Genomic DNA, 15271 nt, shown 5'->3' with positions numbered 1-15271 from the left:
CGTGGTCGTGTTCCGCATCGAACGCCGCAGCGGACTGCCCGCCTACCTCCAGATCGTGCAGCAGGTGGAACAGGCCCTGCGGATGGGGACGTTGGCCGAGGGCGACAAGCTGCCGACGGCCGCGCAGGTCGCCGCCACCACGAAGGTCAACCCCAACACCACGCTCAAGGCCTACCGCGAGCTGGAACGTTCCGGTCTCGTCGAGGTGCGCCAGGGCTCCGGCTCCTTCATCACCCGCTCGCTGGCCACCCCGCAGACGGCGCCGGAGTCCCCGCTGCGCACGGGGCTCGGGGAGTGGATGCGCGAGGCCCGCGAGCAGGGGCTGAGCGCCCGCGACGTGTCGACGCTCTTCGGCGCGGTGCTGGGCGAACACTACCCGCCCACCCCCTGAGCCTTTCATTCGTTGCAGGATCGTGAATACGATCTTTCATATCAAGATAAAACCCGGATCCCTGCCTACTGTTCACAGGTACCTCGCTCAACGCGTTCTTCTACCTCTGGATCCACGATGTCTGCTGCCCCATCGCGCCGCCGCCGCACCGCCCTCGCCCTCACCACCACCGCGACCGCCCTCGCGCTGCTCGTCTCCGGCTGCGGGTCCGGCGGCTCGGACGGCAAGCGCATCCGCGTGGGCGTCTCGGGGGACTCCCCCGAGTGGGAGGTCCTCGCCAAGGAGGCCAAGAAGGAGGGCCTCACCGTCGAGACGGTGGTCTTTGACGACTACTCGCTGCCCAACAAGGCGCTCAGCGCGGGCGACATCGAGCTCAACGCCTTCCAGCACCTGGTCTTCCTCGCCCAGTCCAACACCGAGAACAAGACCGACATCGCGCCCGTCGCCGCGACCACGGTCGTGCCGCTCGGCCTCTACTCCGGCAAGCACAAGCAGCTCGCCGACCTCCCCGACGGAGCCTCGGTCACCCTGCCCAACGACCCCGCCAACCAGGGCCGCGGACTGCGCGTCCTGGAACAGGCCAAGGTCATCGAGCTGAAGAAGGACGCCGGCCTCTTCGCCACCCCCGACGACATCACCGCCAACCCCAAGCACATCAAGATCACCCCGGTGAACGCCCAGCAGACCCCGCGCACCCTCAAGGACGCGGACGCCGCGATCATCAACGACGGCGTCGCCGAACTCGCCGGCATCGACGCGAAGACCGCCCTGTTCAAGGACGACCCGGCGAGCCCGCAGTCCGTCCCGTACCTCAACGTGATCGCCGCCCGCGCGGACCGCAAGGACGACCCGGACTACGCGAAGATCGTGAAGCTGTACGCCTCCAAGGCCGTCCAGGACGAGGTACGGCGCACCAGCAACGGCACCGCCCACCACATCGACCTGCCCGCCCCGGAGCTCCAGGCCGAGCTGGCCCGCATCACCAAGCAGCTGGCGAAGTGAGCGCCGCAGCCTCCGGCCCCCCGGCGGCCGCCGTCCGTCCGGCGGTCGAGTTCCGTTCCGTGCGCAAGGAGTTCCCCGGCGGCGCCGTCGCCGTCGACGACGTCAGCCTCACCGTGGGCGCGGGCACCGTCTTCGGGGTCGTCGGTCACAGCGGCGCCGGCAAGTCCACCCTGCTGCGCCTGGTCAACGGCCTGGAGGAGCCCACCTCGGGCAGCGTCCTGGTGGACGGCCAGGACCTGGCCGCCCTCGGGGAGCGCGGACTGCGGCCCGTACGCCGGGAGATCGGCATGATCTTCCAGCAGTTCAACCTCTTCCGCTCCCGCACCGTCCTCGGCAACGTCCTCTACCCCCTGCGCCTGGCCGGCCTGGACCGTGCCGCCGCCCGGGCACGCGCCGAGGAGACGCTGGAGTTCGTCGGGCTCTCCGGGCACGGCAAGCGCTACCCCGAACAGCTCTCGGGCGGGCAGCGGCAGCGGGTCGGCATCGCCCGCGCCCTCGCCACCCGCCCCAAGGTGCTGCTGTGCGACGAGGCCACGTCCGCGCTGGACCCGCAGACCACCGGCGAGGTACTGGCGCTGCTCCGCCGGGTCAACCGCGAACTGGGCGTCACCGTCGTCCTGATCACCCACGAGATGGACGTCGTACGCGGCCTCTGCGACCGGGTGGCGGTCATGGAGGACGGCCGGGTGGTCGAGACGGGCGAGGTGTACGAGGTGTTCGCGCGGCCGCAGCACCCCACCACGGCCGCCTTCGTCCGCTCGGCGCTGCACGCCGAGCCGGACGGTGAGCTCCTGGAGCGGCTGCGGGCACGCCATCCGGGCCGGCTCGTGACCGTACCGGTCGTCGACGGAGTACCGGTCATGGAGGGCCTGTCGCCGCTGCTGCGCGAGCACGGCGTCGACTTCGCCTTCGTCCACGGCGGGGTCGGCGAGGTCCGCGGGCGCCCGCTGGGCAGCGTGACCATCGAACTGCGGGGCGAGCGGGCGGCGGTGGAGGCCGTCGAGGCGGGCCTGGCCCGGTCCGGCCGCCGGAAGGCGGGTGTGCGGTGAAGGCCGACTGGAGCACCTTCTGGCCGAAGGTCCTCGACGCGACCGGCGAGACCGTCTACATGGTGCTGATCACCCTCGCCCTGTCCAGCGCGGGCGGTCTGGCCGTCGGGCTCGCCCTCTACGCCACGCGCAAGGGCGGCGTCCTGCCCAACCGGGTGGTGCACGCGGTGCTCGGGACGTTCATCAACGTCATCCGGCCCGTCCCCTTCATCATCGCGATCGTGGCCCTCGCCCCGGTCACCCGGGCGGTGGTCGGCACCATGATCGGCACCGATGCCGCGGTCTTCCCGATGACGGTCGTGGCCACCTTCGGGATCGCCCGGATCGTGGAGTCCAACCTGCTGGCCGTGGAGCCGGGCGTCGTCGAGGCGGCCCGTTCGATGGGGGCCGGCCCGCTGCGGATCCTGCTCACGGTGCTGGTCCCGGAGGCCCTCGGGCCGCTGGTCCTCGGCCTGACGTTCATGCTCGTCGCGCTGATCGACTTCTCCGCGGTGGCGGGCACCGTCGGCGGCGGCGGAGTGGGCAACCTGGCCATGACGTACGGGTACCTGCGCTTCGACACGTCCGTGATGGTGGTGACCGTACTGGTCCTGATCGTGCTGGTGCAGTCGGCCCAGTTCCTGGGCGACCGCGTCTCGCGCCGGATCCTGAGGCGCTGACCACTGACCGGCTTCGTCGCGGCGGACGGCGGCGCCCCCCTGGCGGAGGGGCGCCGCCGTCGTCCGGTCAGTAGGTGTAGCTCAGACCCGACTTGTACGGGGTCAGCGTCCGCTGGCCCACCACACCCCGGTACGTGTACCAGCCCCACTTCTTGCACATCGTCTGGTAGCTCAGGGTGTTGTAGGCCCCCGACCCCACCCGGACGCGCGGGTAGATGACGTTGTCGCCCCAGTCCCCGGTGGCGGGGCCGCTGGAATAGGCGTCCACCCCCCAGTAGACCCCGACGACGGACCCGCCGGCCGGGCAGTTCCAGCTGCCGAAGTTGACCCAGACGTTCCCTCCCGTCCAGGCGCTGGCCGGAGCGGCGCTCAGGCCGACGACTCCGAGCGCCATCAGGGAACCCGTCAGTACCGCACGGGACTTACGCAGCAGTGATCCACGCATGTGACCTCCCCGGTCACGGCCGGGCGCCTTCGCACCCCCTGCCGTGCGCAGCAGGCTGCCATATGAGTCACAGGATTGTCTGACTTTCGGCTTGATAACCGGAAAGTCGAACTATTGGATGAAACAAGCCTGTTCGAGTCGGGGCTGCCGGTGGCCCTTCTCAGGCGGCCACGGCCGTGGTGACCACCAGGGGCGGCCTCTCCCGTTCCGCCGTCCAGGGCCGGCTGCCCACCAGGACCGGGTCCGCCGCCTCCCGCGCCTCCGCCACCGTCGGGCGGTGCTGGACCACGTCCCGGAAGCCGGCCCGTTCCAGCAGACCGGGCAGGAGGCCGACGGGCCATGCGCGGTTGCGGACCTCCTGCCAGGAGCCGTCGGCGCGCCTCAGCCGTACGGTCAGCTCCTGGCCCGGCGCGTACACCGCGCCCGGCTCCCCGATCCGCAGGGAGGCGTACTCCGTGCCGGTGCAGGCCGGGTCGGTGGCCAGCAGGACGAAGGGGCCGCCGGGGCGCAGCAGTCGGCGGACCTCGCGGAACACGGCCAGGACGGATTCCTCGTCCGGGAGCGAGGCGAGCACGTGGCTGCACATGACGGCGTCGGCGGCGCCGTCGGCCAGGCCTGCCGCCCGCCCGCCCTCGACCAGGTGGTATTCGGCCGCGCCGGTGTCCGAGGTGCGGGCCAGGGCCAGCATCTCGGGCGAGGTGTCCACCCCGACCACCCGAGCCCCCAGCAGCCGGGCGGCGTGCCCGGCGACCTTGCCGGGGCCGCATCCGTAGTCCACGAGGACGGCCCCGGCGCCGATCCGCCGCCGGGCCAGGGCCCGGAAGACGAACGGGTAGCCGAGCAGCCAGTCCGTGGCCGCCTCCAGCGCGGCGAAGGCCCGCGCTCCCTCGCTCCCGGACCAGGCGGCCGCATCGGCGGCGCCCTGGTCCGCGGGATCCCTCTCCGAGTCGCTCACAGCCCCCACTATCGGCCCGCGCCGGCCCCCGGGCGCCGTCGCGACACGGCCGGTGTCCGCCGGCCCGGGTCCTGGGGCCGCAGCGCGCCGGCGGCGAGGGCCGCGAAGGCGCAGCAGGCCACCGGGAGCAGCAGGGCCGGGCCGAGCGGTACGAGGCGGGTCAGCGGGCCGATCACCGCGGGGCCGGCGAGCATGCCGAGGTAGCCCAGGCCCGCGACCCGGGCGACGTTGGCCCCGGCGGCCTCCGGGTCCGTGTGGCCGGCCGCGCTGAAGAGCTGCGGGACGCAGCCGGAGAGGCCGGCGCCGAACAGGGTCCAGCCGGCGAGGGCGGCCGGGACGCCGGGCGCGGCCACGGCCAGGGCCAGGCCGGCCGCGGCGAGGGCGGCTCCGTACCGCAGGACGGCGACGGGGCCGGTGCGCGCCGCCACCCGGTCGGCGAGGAACCGGCCGGCGGTCATGGCGGTGGCGAAGGCCCCGTAGGCGAGGGCGGCGGTGGCGGCGGGCGCGCCGAGGGAGTCCTCCAGGTGGAGCGCGCTCCAGTCGTTGGCGACTCCCTCGCAGAGCATCAGCAGGAAGGCGAGTACGGCGAGCGTCCGCACGCGCGGGGAGGCCCGGCGGGCGGGGCGCGCGGCCGCGGCACCGGCCGGGCCGGGGGCGGGCGCGGGGTCCGGGTCCAGCAGGGCGGGGGCGGCGAGGAGCGCGAGGAGGAGGCCGCCGAGGGCGGTGGCCCCGAGGGTGGCGGCGGCCGGGAGGCCGAGGCCCAGGGCGGCGGCGCCGGCGAGCGCGGCGAGGGCGCCACCGACGGAGAAGACGGCGTGGAAGGCGGACATGACGGGCCGCCCGTAGCCGCGTTCCACCTGGACGGCGTGCGTGTTCATGCCGACGTCGAGGCAGCCGTTGCCGAAGCCGAGCAGCAGCAGTGCGGCGCCCAGCGCGGGCGCGTCGGCCGCCCAGGCGGGCGGCACCAGCGCGACGGCGCAGAGGGCGGCGCCGGCGGGGACGGTCACCTGCGCGCCGAAGCGGTCGGTGAGCGGTCCGGCCAGCCGCATCCCGGCGAAGGCGCCGGCCCCGAGGAGGAGCAGGAGCCAGCCGAGGAGGGCGTGGTCGGTGCCGGTGTGCTGCCGCACCACCGGGATGTGCACGATCCACATGCCCATGAGGAAGCCGTTGAGGGCGAAGTAGGCGAAGGTGGCGCGCCGTCCGTTCCGCAGGCGTGCGGACGGGGGCGGCGGCCCTTGGAGTCCGAGTCGGGTTCCGTGTGCGTTTCGCTGCATACAATCGAACATAACAAACACATTCAATGTTCGAAACTTGCCTTTCAAACATGAATCCTGTTCAATGCGAGCATGAGTGCAGACCGCCTGAGGCAGATCACCGATGCCGTCCGCGCGAGCGGCAGCCGCAGCGTCACGGAGCTCGCGGAGCTCACCGGTGCCTCCGAGATGACCATCCGCCGCGACCTGGAGGCCCTCGCCGAGCAGGGCGTGCTGGAGCGCTACCGGGGCGGGGCGCGGAGCCTGCTGCTGCGCGGGGAGGAGACCCCCTTCCCGCTGCGCGCCCGCGACGGGCTGGAGGCCAAGCGGCGGATCGCCGCCGAGGTCGCGGCCCTGGTAGCGGACGGGGAATCGGTCGTCCTGGACAGCGGGACCACCTGCCTGGAGGTGGCCCGCGCCCTGCACCACCGCCGGCTCACCGTGATGCCGCTGTCCCTGCACGCCGCCAACGCCCTCGCGGACGCGCCGCGTCTGACGCTGCTGCTGCCGGGCGGCGCGCCCCGCAGGGGGGAGCTCGCCCTGACCGGGCCGCTGACCGAGGCCTCCCTCGCGGCCCTGCGCTTCGACACCGCCGTGATCGGCTGCTGCGGCCTGAGCGCGGAGCACGGCCTGACCGCCTACGACCTGGCCGACGCCGCCGTCAAGCGCGCAGCCATCGCCTCCGCCCGCCGCGTCATCGCCGTCACCGAGTCCGCGAAGCTCACGCGCACCGCCCTCGCGCACGTACTGCCCGCCTCCGCGCTGCACGCCGTGGTCACCGACGAGGGGGCGCCGCGGGCCGAGGCCGACGCCCTCGCCGCGGCCGGCGTCACCGTACGCACGGTGTGAGACGTGCGCACGCCGGGCGGCGGCCGTCCCGGCGAGCGACGATGAGGGGATGGAGGAAGCGCCCCTGAACGGCGTCAGCGCCCCCGCGCGGGTGGCCGCCGAGGGCGAGGGCATCAGCGTCGAGGAACTGGCTCTCGCCGCCCGCAACCACGGGCTGCCGCTGGAGGCGCTGCGGTACGAGGTCACGCCGCCCGGGCTGCACTACGTGCTGGTCCACTACGACATCCCCTGCGTCGGGTCCGGGGCCGGGTCCGGCGCCGACGGCTGGCGGCTCGGCGTCGGCGGCCGGGTGCGGACTCCCCTGTCGCTGGACCTGGCCGCCCTGCGGGCCCTGCCGGCCGTCACCCGCCGGGTCACCATGGAGTGCGCGGGCAACGGCAGGGCACGGCTGACGCCCCGGCCGGTGAGCCAGCCGTGGCTGGTCGAGGCGGTGGGCACCGCCGACTGGACGGGGGTGCCGCTGCGGACCGTGCTCGCGGAGGCCGGGGTACTGCCGCGGGCGGTGGAGGCGGTGTTCACCGGCGCCGACCACGGGGTGGAGCGGGGTGTGGAACAGGACTACCGGCGCAGCCTGCCCCTGCCCGTCGCCACCGGGACGGACCCCGAGGTGCTGCTCGCGTACGCGATGAACGGCGCCCCCCTGCCGCCGCAGCACGGCTTCCCGCTGCGGCTGGTGGTGCCGGGCTGGTACGGCATGGCCCACGTGAAGTGGCTGCGGGAGGTCACCCTGGCCGACGTGCCCTTCACCGGCTTCCAGCAGGCCGTTGCCTACCGGTACCGGGCCGCCGCCGAGGACCCCGGCGAGCCGGTGACCCGGATCGCGCCGAGGGCCCTGATGGTCCCGCCGGGGTTCCCCGACTTCATGTCCCGCGTCCGGGTGGTGCGGCCCGGGCCGGTGCGGCTGGAGGGGCGCGCCTGGTCGGGGTACGGGCCGGTGACCCGGGTCGAGGTGAGCGGTGACGGGGGCCGTACGTGGGCGGACGCCGAGGTGGCGGCCCGGGAGCCCGGCGGCTGGGCGTGGCAGGCCTGGAGCGCCCCGTGGACGGCCGTTCCCGGCGGCCACGTGCTCGTGGTCCGCGCCACGGACGCGGCGGGCCGCGCCCAGCCCCTCGAACAGCCCTGGAACCGCGGTGGCTTCGGCAACAACCTCGTGCAGCGGGTACCGGTGGTGGTGCTGCCGGGGGACGGCGGCCGGAGCGGCGGCTAGAAGAGGCGGGCCATGCCGACCGACGCGGGGGCTGTCTCGGCGAAGCCGTACTTGGCGTAGAGGTGCCGGGCGTCGCCGTCCGCGATCAGGGACACGTACGTGCCCTGCGGCGCGCGCCGCTCCAGCTCGGCGGAGAGTTCCGCCATGATCTGCTTGCCGAGGCCCCGGCCCTGGTGTTCGGGGAGCACGCAGATGTCGACGATCTGCAGGAAGCAGCCTCCGTCGCCGACGATCCGGCCCATGCCGACGGTTTCGCCGCCGTGCCGGACCGTGACGCAGTACCAGGAGTTCGGCAGTCCGAGCGCGGAGCCCTCGACGCTCTTGGCGCCGAGCCCGGTCTCCCCGCGCAGTCGGCGGTAGGTGGCGATGTCGGGGACGCCGGGGTGGATCTCGTAGGCGTCGTTGGCCGGGCCGCTGCTCATGTGGGTCCTGTTCGTGAGGGACGGGAGGGGTTGGTGGTTCAGGAGGGGCGGGCGTCTTCGAGGAGCTCGGGGCCGTTGTTGCGCACGTTGTTGACCGCCGTGTTCACCGCGCGGGCCGTCAGGCGGCCTCCGGCGGGGGTGGCGAGGAGGGCCCGCAGCGCGTCGGGGTCCTGGTGTGCGGGGTCGAGCCAGGCGTCGTAGTCGGCGGGGGCGAGGGCCAGGGGCATCCGGGGGTGGACGCGGCCGGCGGCGTCGGTGGCCTCGGTGGTGATGACGGTGCAGGTCGCCCACCAGGCGGCCGGGTCGTCCCCGTCGGCGACGGCGGGGTCGCGCCAGAACTCGTACAGGCCCGCCATCGCCAGCACCGAGCCGTCCTCGGGGCTGATGAAGTAGGGCTGCTTGTACGCCTTCGCGGACCCGGCGGCGGGGACGGCCTCCCATTCGTAGAAGCCGTCGGCGGGCAGCAGGCAGCGGCGTGTGGCGAAAGCCCGGCGGTAGGCGGGTTTCTCCCCCACCGTCTCGACCCTGGCGTTGATCATCCTGGCCGCGCCGTCCGGCCCCTTCGACCAGGACGGCACCAGCCCCCAGCGCAGTGCCCGCAGCTGCCGTTCCAGGACCCCGCTGTCCCGGTCGGCGCGCTCCAGCACCGCCCACACCGGGTCCGTCGGGGCGACGTTCCAGCTGGGCGGCAGCACCAGGTCGGGGGCGGGACCGGGAACCTGGAAGAGCCCCGACAGGTCCTCGGGTCCGCGCGTGGAGACGTATCGGCCGCACATGCCCTCCAGCCTGCCACGCGGGCCGGGCGCGGGGGCGCCGGGCGGGGCCCGATGTGTCAGCTGTACAGGTCGATCCGCGCGTACGCGGGGCCGTAGTAGTGCTCCAGCTCCTCCAGCGACTTCTCGGGCTTCTCCAGTGCCTTGGAGATGACCGCCCGGGAGGGTGCCGCCTCGGGGTCCCAGGTGTCCGTCCGCCACAGGCCCGAGCGGAGGAAGGCGCGGGCGCAGTGGAAGTAGATCTCCTCGGTCTCCACGACGAGGGCGAGCGTGGGCCGGTGGCCCTTGACGGTCATCGTGTCGAAGAACGGGGCGTCGCGCAGCAGCCGGGCCCGGCCGTTGACGCGGAGGGTGTCGCCCCGGCCGGGGACCAGGAAGAGCAGCCCGACGTGCGGGTTGGCGAGGATGTTGCGGTAGCTGTCCGCGCGGCGGTTCCCGGGGCGGTCGGGGATCGCGAGGGTGGTGTCGTCGAGGACCTTGGCGAAACCGGGCGGGTCGCCCTTCGGGGAGACGTCGCAGCTGCCGTCGGCGGCGGAGGTCGCTATCAGGCAGAGCGGGGAGCGGGCGATCCACTGCCGGTGGTGCTCGTGCAGGGACCGCCGTTCCTTCGCGGCGGCCGCGGGTGCCACCGGGCCGAGGAGCTCTCGCAGTTCGGCCTCGGAGGTGATCTCCACGGCTCCGGTCTGTTCCATCGTCGGTCTCCCCCTGGGTCGGATCACGGGGGCGGGTGAGGGCCCGCCCCCCGGCGCGACTGCTTCGTGAGCATGTCACGGCGCCGGGTGCCGTCCCCGAGCCGGGTGGGGGCTCAGGCGGCGCCGTCCCCGAGGGAGCGTCCGAACCGCTCGTCCAGGACGGACGGCCGGCGCCGGTACTCGTTCCCGTCGATCTCGCCGGAGGCGAAGCGGCGTCCGAGGACCGCGAGCGGCGCGTACGCCCCGTACGCGGCCCGGATGCGCGGGAGGCGGAGCGGCTCCAGGGTGGAGGCATGGAGCACGCGCCGATCGTCGTCCACCGCATCTCCCCCTCGGGCGGCCGCCGGGTCACCCTGCGCGTCCAGGACCGGGACGAGGCCCTCGGCACGGCGCACACCGACGCGGACGTGATCGAGTTCCTGCGCCGCGCGGAGGTCCCGGATCCCGACGAGGTGGTGCTCGGCGGCGGGCCGGAGCTGATCGACTGGCAGGGGGACGCCCCGCACGTGTTCGAGGCCGAGCCGACGGACACCGACGTCCCCTGAGCCCCCGCCCCGTCCAGGGCCCCATTCCGGCCAATGCGTGACACGTGCATGACATTTCAAGGCCGCTGTGACACATTCCGTGGCGCACTCCGCACCGCCCTCCGCACCGCCCTCGCACCACACCCCCACAAGGACGTGTCACAGAGGAGCGACATGATGCACCGTGCGAAGCTCGCCGTCGCCGCACTGGCCCTCGCGGCCACGGCCGCCAGTGTCACGAGCGCCGCCGCCTTCGGCACCACCGCGGACCAGAAGGTCGACGGCGTCATCGTCGTGGCGGGCAACACCTGTACCTGGACCAACGCCCGCACCAGCGCCAATCCCCCCAACGCCCTCACCGTCGACCGCACCAGCATCAACAGGCCCGGCGGGAACCTCGCCTGCGGCGGCGGCATCAGCGCCACCCTCAACAACAACCCGTCGTTCACCTTCGGCTCCACCGGGGCCACCGCCCTCACCGACATGATCGACATCACCGGCCAGCAGAGCTTCGTGTCCTGCCGCTACAAGGCCACCAACATCGCGTGGGACCGCGACGCGGCCACCGGGAAGTACGTCAACCGCGCCTTCACCGCCACCAAGACCTCGGGCAGCTTCCTGTGCCCGGGATCCGTGACCACGGAGGCCGGCGGGGCGTCCATGCTCTTCCACTGACCGGTACTGACCGGTACTGACCGGTACTGACCGGCACCGTCCGGTACCGCCGGTACGCGCCCGCCGGCCCGGCACCGCCGCCCGCACACGACGGCGGTGCCGTGCCGCGTCAGGGGGCACCACCCGTTGGCCCCGACCGGGTCGCCGGGGCCGCGGCGGGGCATGAGCATGGTGGGGAGTCCGCCCGGGTGAGGAGGCGCCGGTGATGGCCGATGCGCAGCCCGAACCGCCGTCCGGCGGCCCCGGAGCGGGATCTCCGGCGACGGGCGGCCTGCTCGACGTGCTCGGCGTGGCCGCCGTGGTCCTGGACGCCGAGGGCCGCATCAGCCTGTGGAGCCCACAGGCCGAGACCCTCTTCGGCTACTCGGCGCAGGAGGCCCTCGGCCAGTACGCGGCGGTCCTGCTGGTGGACGAGCGGGACCGCGAGGAGGTCCTGGAGCTGTTCGCCCGCGTGATGTGGGGCCAGGGGGCGTGGGCGGGCTCCTTCCCGGTGCGCCACCGGGACGGCCACACGGTCCTCGTGGAGTTCCGCAACATGCGCCTCCAGGCCGCCAACGGCCGGCTCTACGCCCTGGGCCTGGCCTCGGAGCAGGCCACCCTGCGCCGCGTCGAACGCGACCTGGCCCTGTCCCTGCGCATGGTCGACCAGTCCCCCATCGGGCTGGCCGTCCTCGACACCGATCTGCGCTACGTCCTGGTCAACCCGGCCCTGGAACGCATCAACGGCGTGCCGTCCGAGCGGCACATCGGGCAGCGGATCGCCGAGGTCCTGCCCTTCCTGGACGCGTCGGCGGTCGAGAGCGGCATGCGCGAGGTCATGGCGACCGGCGTACCCGTACTGGACCACTTCACCACCGGCCAGATCTCCGAGGACTCCGGTGAACGGGCCTGGCTGGTGTCGATCTACCGGCTGGAGGACCAGGCCGCCCGGGTGCTCGGCGTCGCGGTCTCGGTCGTGGACGTGACCGAACAGCACCGCGCGGCCGTCTCGGCCGCCCACGCCCGGCGCCGCCTGGCCCTGATCGCGGACGCCTCCGTGCGCATCGGGACCACCCTGGACCTGGACATCACCGCCCGGGAACTGGCGGACGTCGCCGTGCCGGAGATCGCCGACATCGCCGCCGTGGACGTCCTCGACACCATGCTGACCGGACCCCGACCGGGCGAGGACGCCGACGAGCGGGGCGTACGCTTCCGCGCGCTCGCGGTGAAGGCCGCGTACCGGACCCCCGCCGAGGCGGCGGCCGACCCCGTCGGCGACGTCGCGTCGTACCGCCCCGAACGGCTGGTGGCCCGCTGCGCCCGTACCGCGCGGCCGGAACTCGTCCCGCACGTGCGGCCCGAGGACCTGCCCCGCATCGCCCGCGACGAGGCCGCCGCCCGGCTGCTGGGCGAGGCGGGGGTGCACTCGTACCTGGCGGTGCCGCTGATCGCCCGCGGCCAGGTCCTGGGCACCCTCGACCTCAAACGGGCCCGCAACCCGGTGCCGTTCGGCCCCGACGACGTGCTCCTGGCCTCCGAACTCGCCGCCCACGCGGCCGTGTCCATCGACAACGCCCGCTGGTACCAGCGCCAGCGCCACGCGGCCCTCGCACTCCAGCGGCACCTGCTGCCCCAGCACCCGCCGGCGGCGCCCGGCCTGGACATCGCCTACCGGTACCAGCCCGCCGGCGCGGCCGACGAGACCGGCGGGGACTGGTTCGACGTCATCCCGCTCACCGGGGACCGCACCGCGCTCGTCGTCGGCGACGTCATGGGCAGCGGCATCAACGCGGCGGCCACCATGGGCCAGCTGCGCGCCACCGCCCGCGCGCTGGGCCGCCTCGGCCTCGACCCGGCCACGGTGCTCACCCACCTGGACGCGGCGACCGGTGACCTCGGCGAGGCCATGGCCACCTGCGTCTACGCCGTCTACGACCCCCACAGCCGGCTCTGCCACATCTCCACGGCGGGCCACCTGCCGCCCGTGCACCTGCGCGCCGGCCGCCCGCCCCGGCTGCTGCGGCTGCCGACGGCGGTGCCGCTGGGCGTCGGCGGCGTCCCCTTCGGGAACACCGCCGTGACCCTCGGCGAGGGCGACGAGCTGGTGCTCTACACCGACGGGCTGGTCGAGACCCGCGACCAGGACATCGACGCCCGCCTGCTCACGCTGACCGACCTCCTCGCCGGCCCCCACCGCCCCATCGAGGAGACCTGCGACCTGCTGCTGTCGGCGCTGCGCCGCCCCGACACCCACGACGACGTCGCCCTCCTCGTCGCCCGCGCCCTCGGCTGAGCGCGCCGGAGGTCACCTCGCGGGGGTGAGGTGCTTCCAGAGGAAGGTGGCGACGAGGGCTTCGTTGAAGGCCGTCTGCCGGTGGTCGGTGGCGCCGGCGTGGCCGCCGCCGATGTGCTCGTGGAAGAGGACGGGGTGGCCCAGTTCGCGCAGCCGGGCCGCGGCCTTGCGGGCGTGGCCGGGGTGGACGCGGTCGTCTCGGGTGGAGGTGAGCAGGAGCAGGGGCGGGTAGGCGGCGTCGGCGGTCATCCGGTGGTAGGGGGAGATCCGCTCGAGGTGGGGCCGGTCGGCGGGGTCGTCGGGGTTGCCGTACTCGGCGGTCCAGCTGGCTCCGGCGAGCAGCTTGTGGAAGCGGAGCATGTCCAGCAGCGGCACGTGCGAGACGACGGCGCCGAACAGTTCGGGGTAGCGGGTGAGCACCGCGCCCATCAGCAGGCCGCCGTTGCTGCCGCCCTCGATGCCGAGCTGGGCGGGGGTGGTGATGCCGCGCTCGGTGAGGTCGCGGGCGACGGCGGCGAAGTCCTCGAAGGCGCGGACCCGGTTGGCGCCGAGGGCGGCCTGGTGCCAGGCGGGCCCGTACTCGCGGCCGCCCCGGATGCCGGCGAGGACGTACGTGCCCCCGCGCGCGAGCCAGGTCCGGCCGGTGACGGCGCTGTAGCCGGGGACCATGGAGACCTCGAAGCCGCCGTAGCCGTAGAGCAGGGTGGGGCCGGGGCCGGGCCGGTCCTCGGGGCCGACGACGAAGTACGGGACCCGGGTGCCGTCGCGGGAGACGGCGAAGTGCTGGCTCACGCGGAGCCCGGCGGTGTCGAAGAGGGCGGGCGCCTGCCTCAGCACCTCGGTCCCGGCGGTGCCGGCCTCGCCGCGGGAGAGGGTGGAGGGCTGGAGGAAGCCGGTGACGTCGAGGAAGTACTCGTCGCTCTCGTCGGGGTCGGTGCCCCACGCGGAGGCGGTGGACAGCGGTGGTACGCCGTCCAGCGGGGCGCGGGTCCAGCCGTCCGGGCCGGGGGTGAGGAGTTCCAGGCGGGAGGAGACGTCGGCCCGGGTGCTCAGCAGGAGGTGGTTGCGGGTCCAGCTGTAGCCGGCGAGGGCGGTGCGCTCGTCGGGGGTGAACAGCACCTCGGGCTCGCGCCCGCCGGCCCGGAAGTCCTCGAAGTCGAAGGCGAGCAGGCTGCCGGCGGGGTGCCCCAGCCAGGGGGTGCGCGGCTGGACGGTCAGCCACCCGCGGTGGACGCCGGCGCCGGCGTCGTCCGGTACGTCGATCTTCTCGGGCTCCGCGGCGGGGTCCTCGGGCAGCAGGAACAGCTCCCCGTTCCAGAAGTCGGTCTGCCGGGACACGAAGTCCCGTTCGAAGCCCGGCGTGTCGTCGTGCCAGCCGCTGGCGGACAGGTCCCCGGGCCGGCCCTCGTAGACCTTCTCGGCTTCGGCGAGGGGGGTGCCGCGGCGCCAGCGGCGGACCTGGAGGGGGTAGCCGGAGGAGGACATGGAGCCGGGGCCGAAGTCGGTGCCGATCCAGAGGTGGTCGGCGTCGATCCAGTCGACGCGGGTCTTGGCCTCCTCGACGGCGAAGCCGCCCTCGACGAACTCCAGGGTGTGCAGGTCGAACTCGCGCACCACGCAGGCGTCGGCTCCGTCGCGGGAGAGCATGACCAGGGCGTGGCGGTGTTCGGGGCCGAGGACGGTGCTGCCGGCCCAGGCCCACTTCTCGCCCTCGGCGTCGGCGAGGGCGTCGAGGTCGAGGAGTGTCTCCCAGACGGGGTGCTCGGTGCGGTACTCGTCCAGGGTGGTGCGCCGCCAGACGCCGCGCAGCCGGGCGGCGTCCTGCCAGAAGTTGTAGAGGTGGCGGCCGCGCCGGGTGACGTACGGGATGCGCCCGTCGTCGTCGAGGACCTCGCGCACCTCGCGCTCCAGCACCTTGAAGCCGGGGTCCGTGGTCAGCGCGGCGACGGTCTCGGCGTTGCGCTCACGGACCCAGGAGAGCGCGGCCTCTCCTTCCACGTCCTCCAGCCACAGGTAGGGGTCGTGGTCGTGCGGGCCGGCGGTGCCGGCGGGGGTCTGTTCGCTCATCCGCCGATTGTGCCGGACGCGGGCGGGCCGGCG

Annotated in this window: 16 protein-coding genes and 1 pseudogene; 9 read left to right on the top strand and 8 right to left on the bottom strand. The window is 74.1% G+C overall.

Going from position 1 to position 15271, the window contains the following annotated elements:
* Position 1 precedes the first annotated feature (1 nt).
* The 4 genes from ABD973_RS31155 (at position 2) to ABD973_RS31140 (ending at position 3101) form a co-directional block, all read left to right on the top strand.
* Positions 2–391, top strand: coding sequence for a GntR family transcriptional regulator (locus ABD973_RS31155; protein ID WP_345503487.1), 390 nt, complete (start codon positions 2–4; stop codon positions 389–391).
* Between the two features lie 117 nt (positions 392–508).
* Positions 509–1393, top strand: coding sequence for a MetQ/NlpA family ABC transporter substrate-binding protein (locus ABD973_RS31150; protein WP_125820028.1), 885 nt, complete (start codon positions 509–511; stop codon positions 1391–1393).
* Positions 1390–2442 (top strand): methionine ABC transporter ATP-binding protein, encoded by a 1053-nt coding sequence (locus tag ABD973_RS31145; RefSeq protein WP_277607492.1) that lies wholly within the window; start codon positions 1390–1392, stop codon positions 2440–2442. The genes ABD973_RS31150 and ABD973_RS31145 overlap by 4 nt, the downstream gene beginning before the upstream one ends.
* The gene (locus ABD973_RS31140) at positions 2439–3101 is read left to right on the top strand and encodes a methionine ABC transporter permease (protein ID WP_345503483.1); all 663 of its coding nucleotides are present in this window, start codon (positions 2439–2441) and stop codon (positions 3099–3101) included. The genes ABD973_RS31145 and ABD973_RS31140 overlap by 4 nt, the downstream gene beginning before the upstream one ends.
* 67 nt (positions 3102–3168) lie before the next feature.
* On the opposite strand, the gene ABD973_RS31135 is transcribed toward ABD973_RS31140, so the two are convergent.
* From ABD973_RS31135 to ABD973_RS31125, 3 genes are all read right to left on the bottom strand, one after another.
* Positions 3169–3546 carry a hypothetical protein gene (locus ABD973_RS31135; RefSeq protein WP_125820030.1) on the bottom strand — a complete coding sequence of 126 codons (378 nt, stop codon included), beginning with the start codon at positions 3544–3546 and terminating at the stop codon, positions 3169–3171.
* Positions 3547–3706: 160 nt separating this feature from the next.
* Complete coding sequence (locus ABD973_RS31130) at positions 3707–4501, bottom strand: class I SAM-dependent methyltransferase (protein WP_164720824.1); 795 nt, start codon at positions 4499–4501, stop codon at positions 3707–3709.
* 8 nt (positions 4502–4509) lie between these two features.
* Positions 4510–5775 (bottom strand): MFS transporter, encoded by a 1266-nt coding sequence (locus ABD973_RS31125; RefSeq protein ID WP_277607493.1) that lies wholly within the window; start codon positions 5773–5775, stop codon positions 4510–4512.
* A gap of 72 nt (positions 5776–5847) precedes the next feature.
* On the opposite strand from ABD973_RS31125, the gene ABD973_RS31120 reads away from it, so the two are divergent.
* Both ABD973_RS31120 and ABD973_RS31115 read left to right on the top strand, forming a co-directional pair.
* Positions 5848–6603, top strand: coding sequence for a DeoR/GlpR family DNA-binding transcription regulator (locus ABD973_RS31120; RefSeq protein ID WP_125605210.1), 756 nt, complete (start codon positions 5848–5850; stop codon positions 6601–6603).
* 49 nt (positions 6604–6652) lie between these two features.
* On the top strand, positions 6653–7810 hold the full coding sequence (locus ABD973_RS31115) for a sulfite oxidase (RefSeq protein WP_125820031.1): 1158 nt from the start codon (positions 6653–6655) through the stop codon (positions 7808–7810).
* On the opposite strand, the gene ABD973_RS31110 is transcribed toward ABD973_RS31115, so the two are convergent.
* The 4 genes and pseudogenes from ABD973_RS31110 to ABD973_RS31095 all read right to left on the bottom strand — a co-directional run.
* Complete coding sequence (locus ABD973_RS31110) at positions 7807–8232, bottom strand: GNAT family N-acetyltransferase (protein ID WP_125820032.1); 426 nt, start codon at positions 8230–8232, stop codon at positions 7807–7809. The genes ABD973_RS31115 and ABD973_RS31110 overlap by 4 nt on opposite strands.
* 38 nt (positions 8233–8270) lie before the next feature.
* Entirely contained in the window at positions 8271–9008 is a 738-nt protein-coding gene (locus ABD973_RS31105) for an SOS response-associated peptidase (RefSeq protein ID WP_125820033.1), read from the bottom strand.
* A gap of 56 nt (positions 9009–9064) precedes the next feature.
* The gene (locus ABD973_RS31100) at positions 9065–9697 is read right to left on the bottom strand and encodes a pyridoxamine 5'-phosphate oxidase family protein (protein WP_125603105.1); all 633 of its coding nucleotides are present in this window, start codon (positions 9695–9697) and stop codon (positions 9065–9067) included.
* 113 nt (positions 9698–9810) lie between these two features.
* A pseudogene (locus tag ABD973_RS31095) lies at positions 9811–9933 on the bottom strand (SHOCT domain-containing protein); the annotation flags it as partial.
* 57 nt (positions 9934–9990) lie between these two features.
* Here ABD973_RS31095 and ABD973_RS31090 point away from each other — a divergent pair.
* The 3 genes from ABD973_RS31090 (at position 9991) to ABD973_RS31080 (ending at position 13171) form a co-directional block, all read left to right on the top strand.
* On the top strand, positions 9991–10242 hold the full coding sequence (locus tag ABD973_RS31090; protein WP_125820034.1) for a hypothetical protein: 252 nt from the start codon (positions 9991–9993) through the stop codon (positions 10240–10242).
* A 153-nt stretch (positions 10243–10395) separates the two neighbouring features.
* Complete coding sequence (locus ABD973_RS31085) at positions 10396–10896, top strand: hypothetical protein (protein ID WP_241253115.1); 501 nt, start codon at positions 10396–10398, stop codon at positions 10894–10896.
* 205 nt (positions 10897–11101) lie between these two features.
* Positions 11102–13171 (top strand): SpoIIE family protein phosphatase, encoded by a 2070-nt coding sequence (locus ABD973_RS31080; RefSeq protein WP_125820036.1) that lies wholly within the window; start codon positions 11102–11104, stop codon positions 13169–13171.
* 12 nt (positions 13172–13183) lie between these two features.
* Here the strand turns inward: ABD973_RS31080 and ABD973_RS31075 are convergent, their stop codons facing one another.
* Positions 13184–15238, bottom strand: coding sequence for a prolyl oligopeptidase family serine peptidase (locus tag ABD973_RS31075; RefSeq protein ID WP_125820037.1), 2055 nt, complete (start codon positions 15236–15238; stop codon positions 13184–13186).
* Positions 15239–15271 lie beyond the last annotated feature (33 nt).

Source organism: Streptomyces racemochromogenes (assembly GCF_039535215.1).
GTDB lineage: Bacteria > Actinomycetota > Actinomycetes > Streptomycetales > Streptomycetaceae > Streptomyces > Streptomyces racemochromogenes.
Note: the sequence above shows the minus strand (reverse complement) of the source record. Positions and strands in the feature narration are given on the sequence as shown.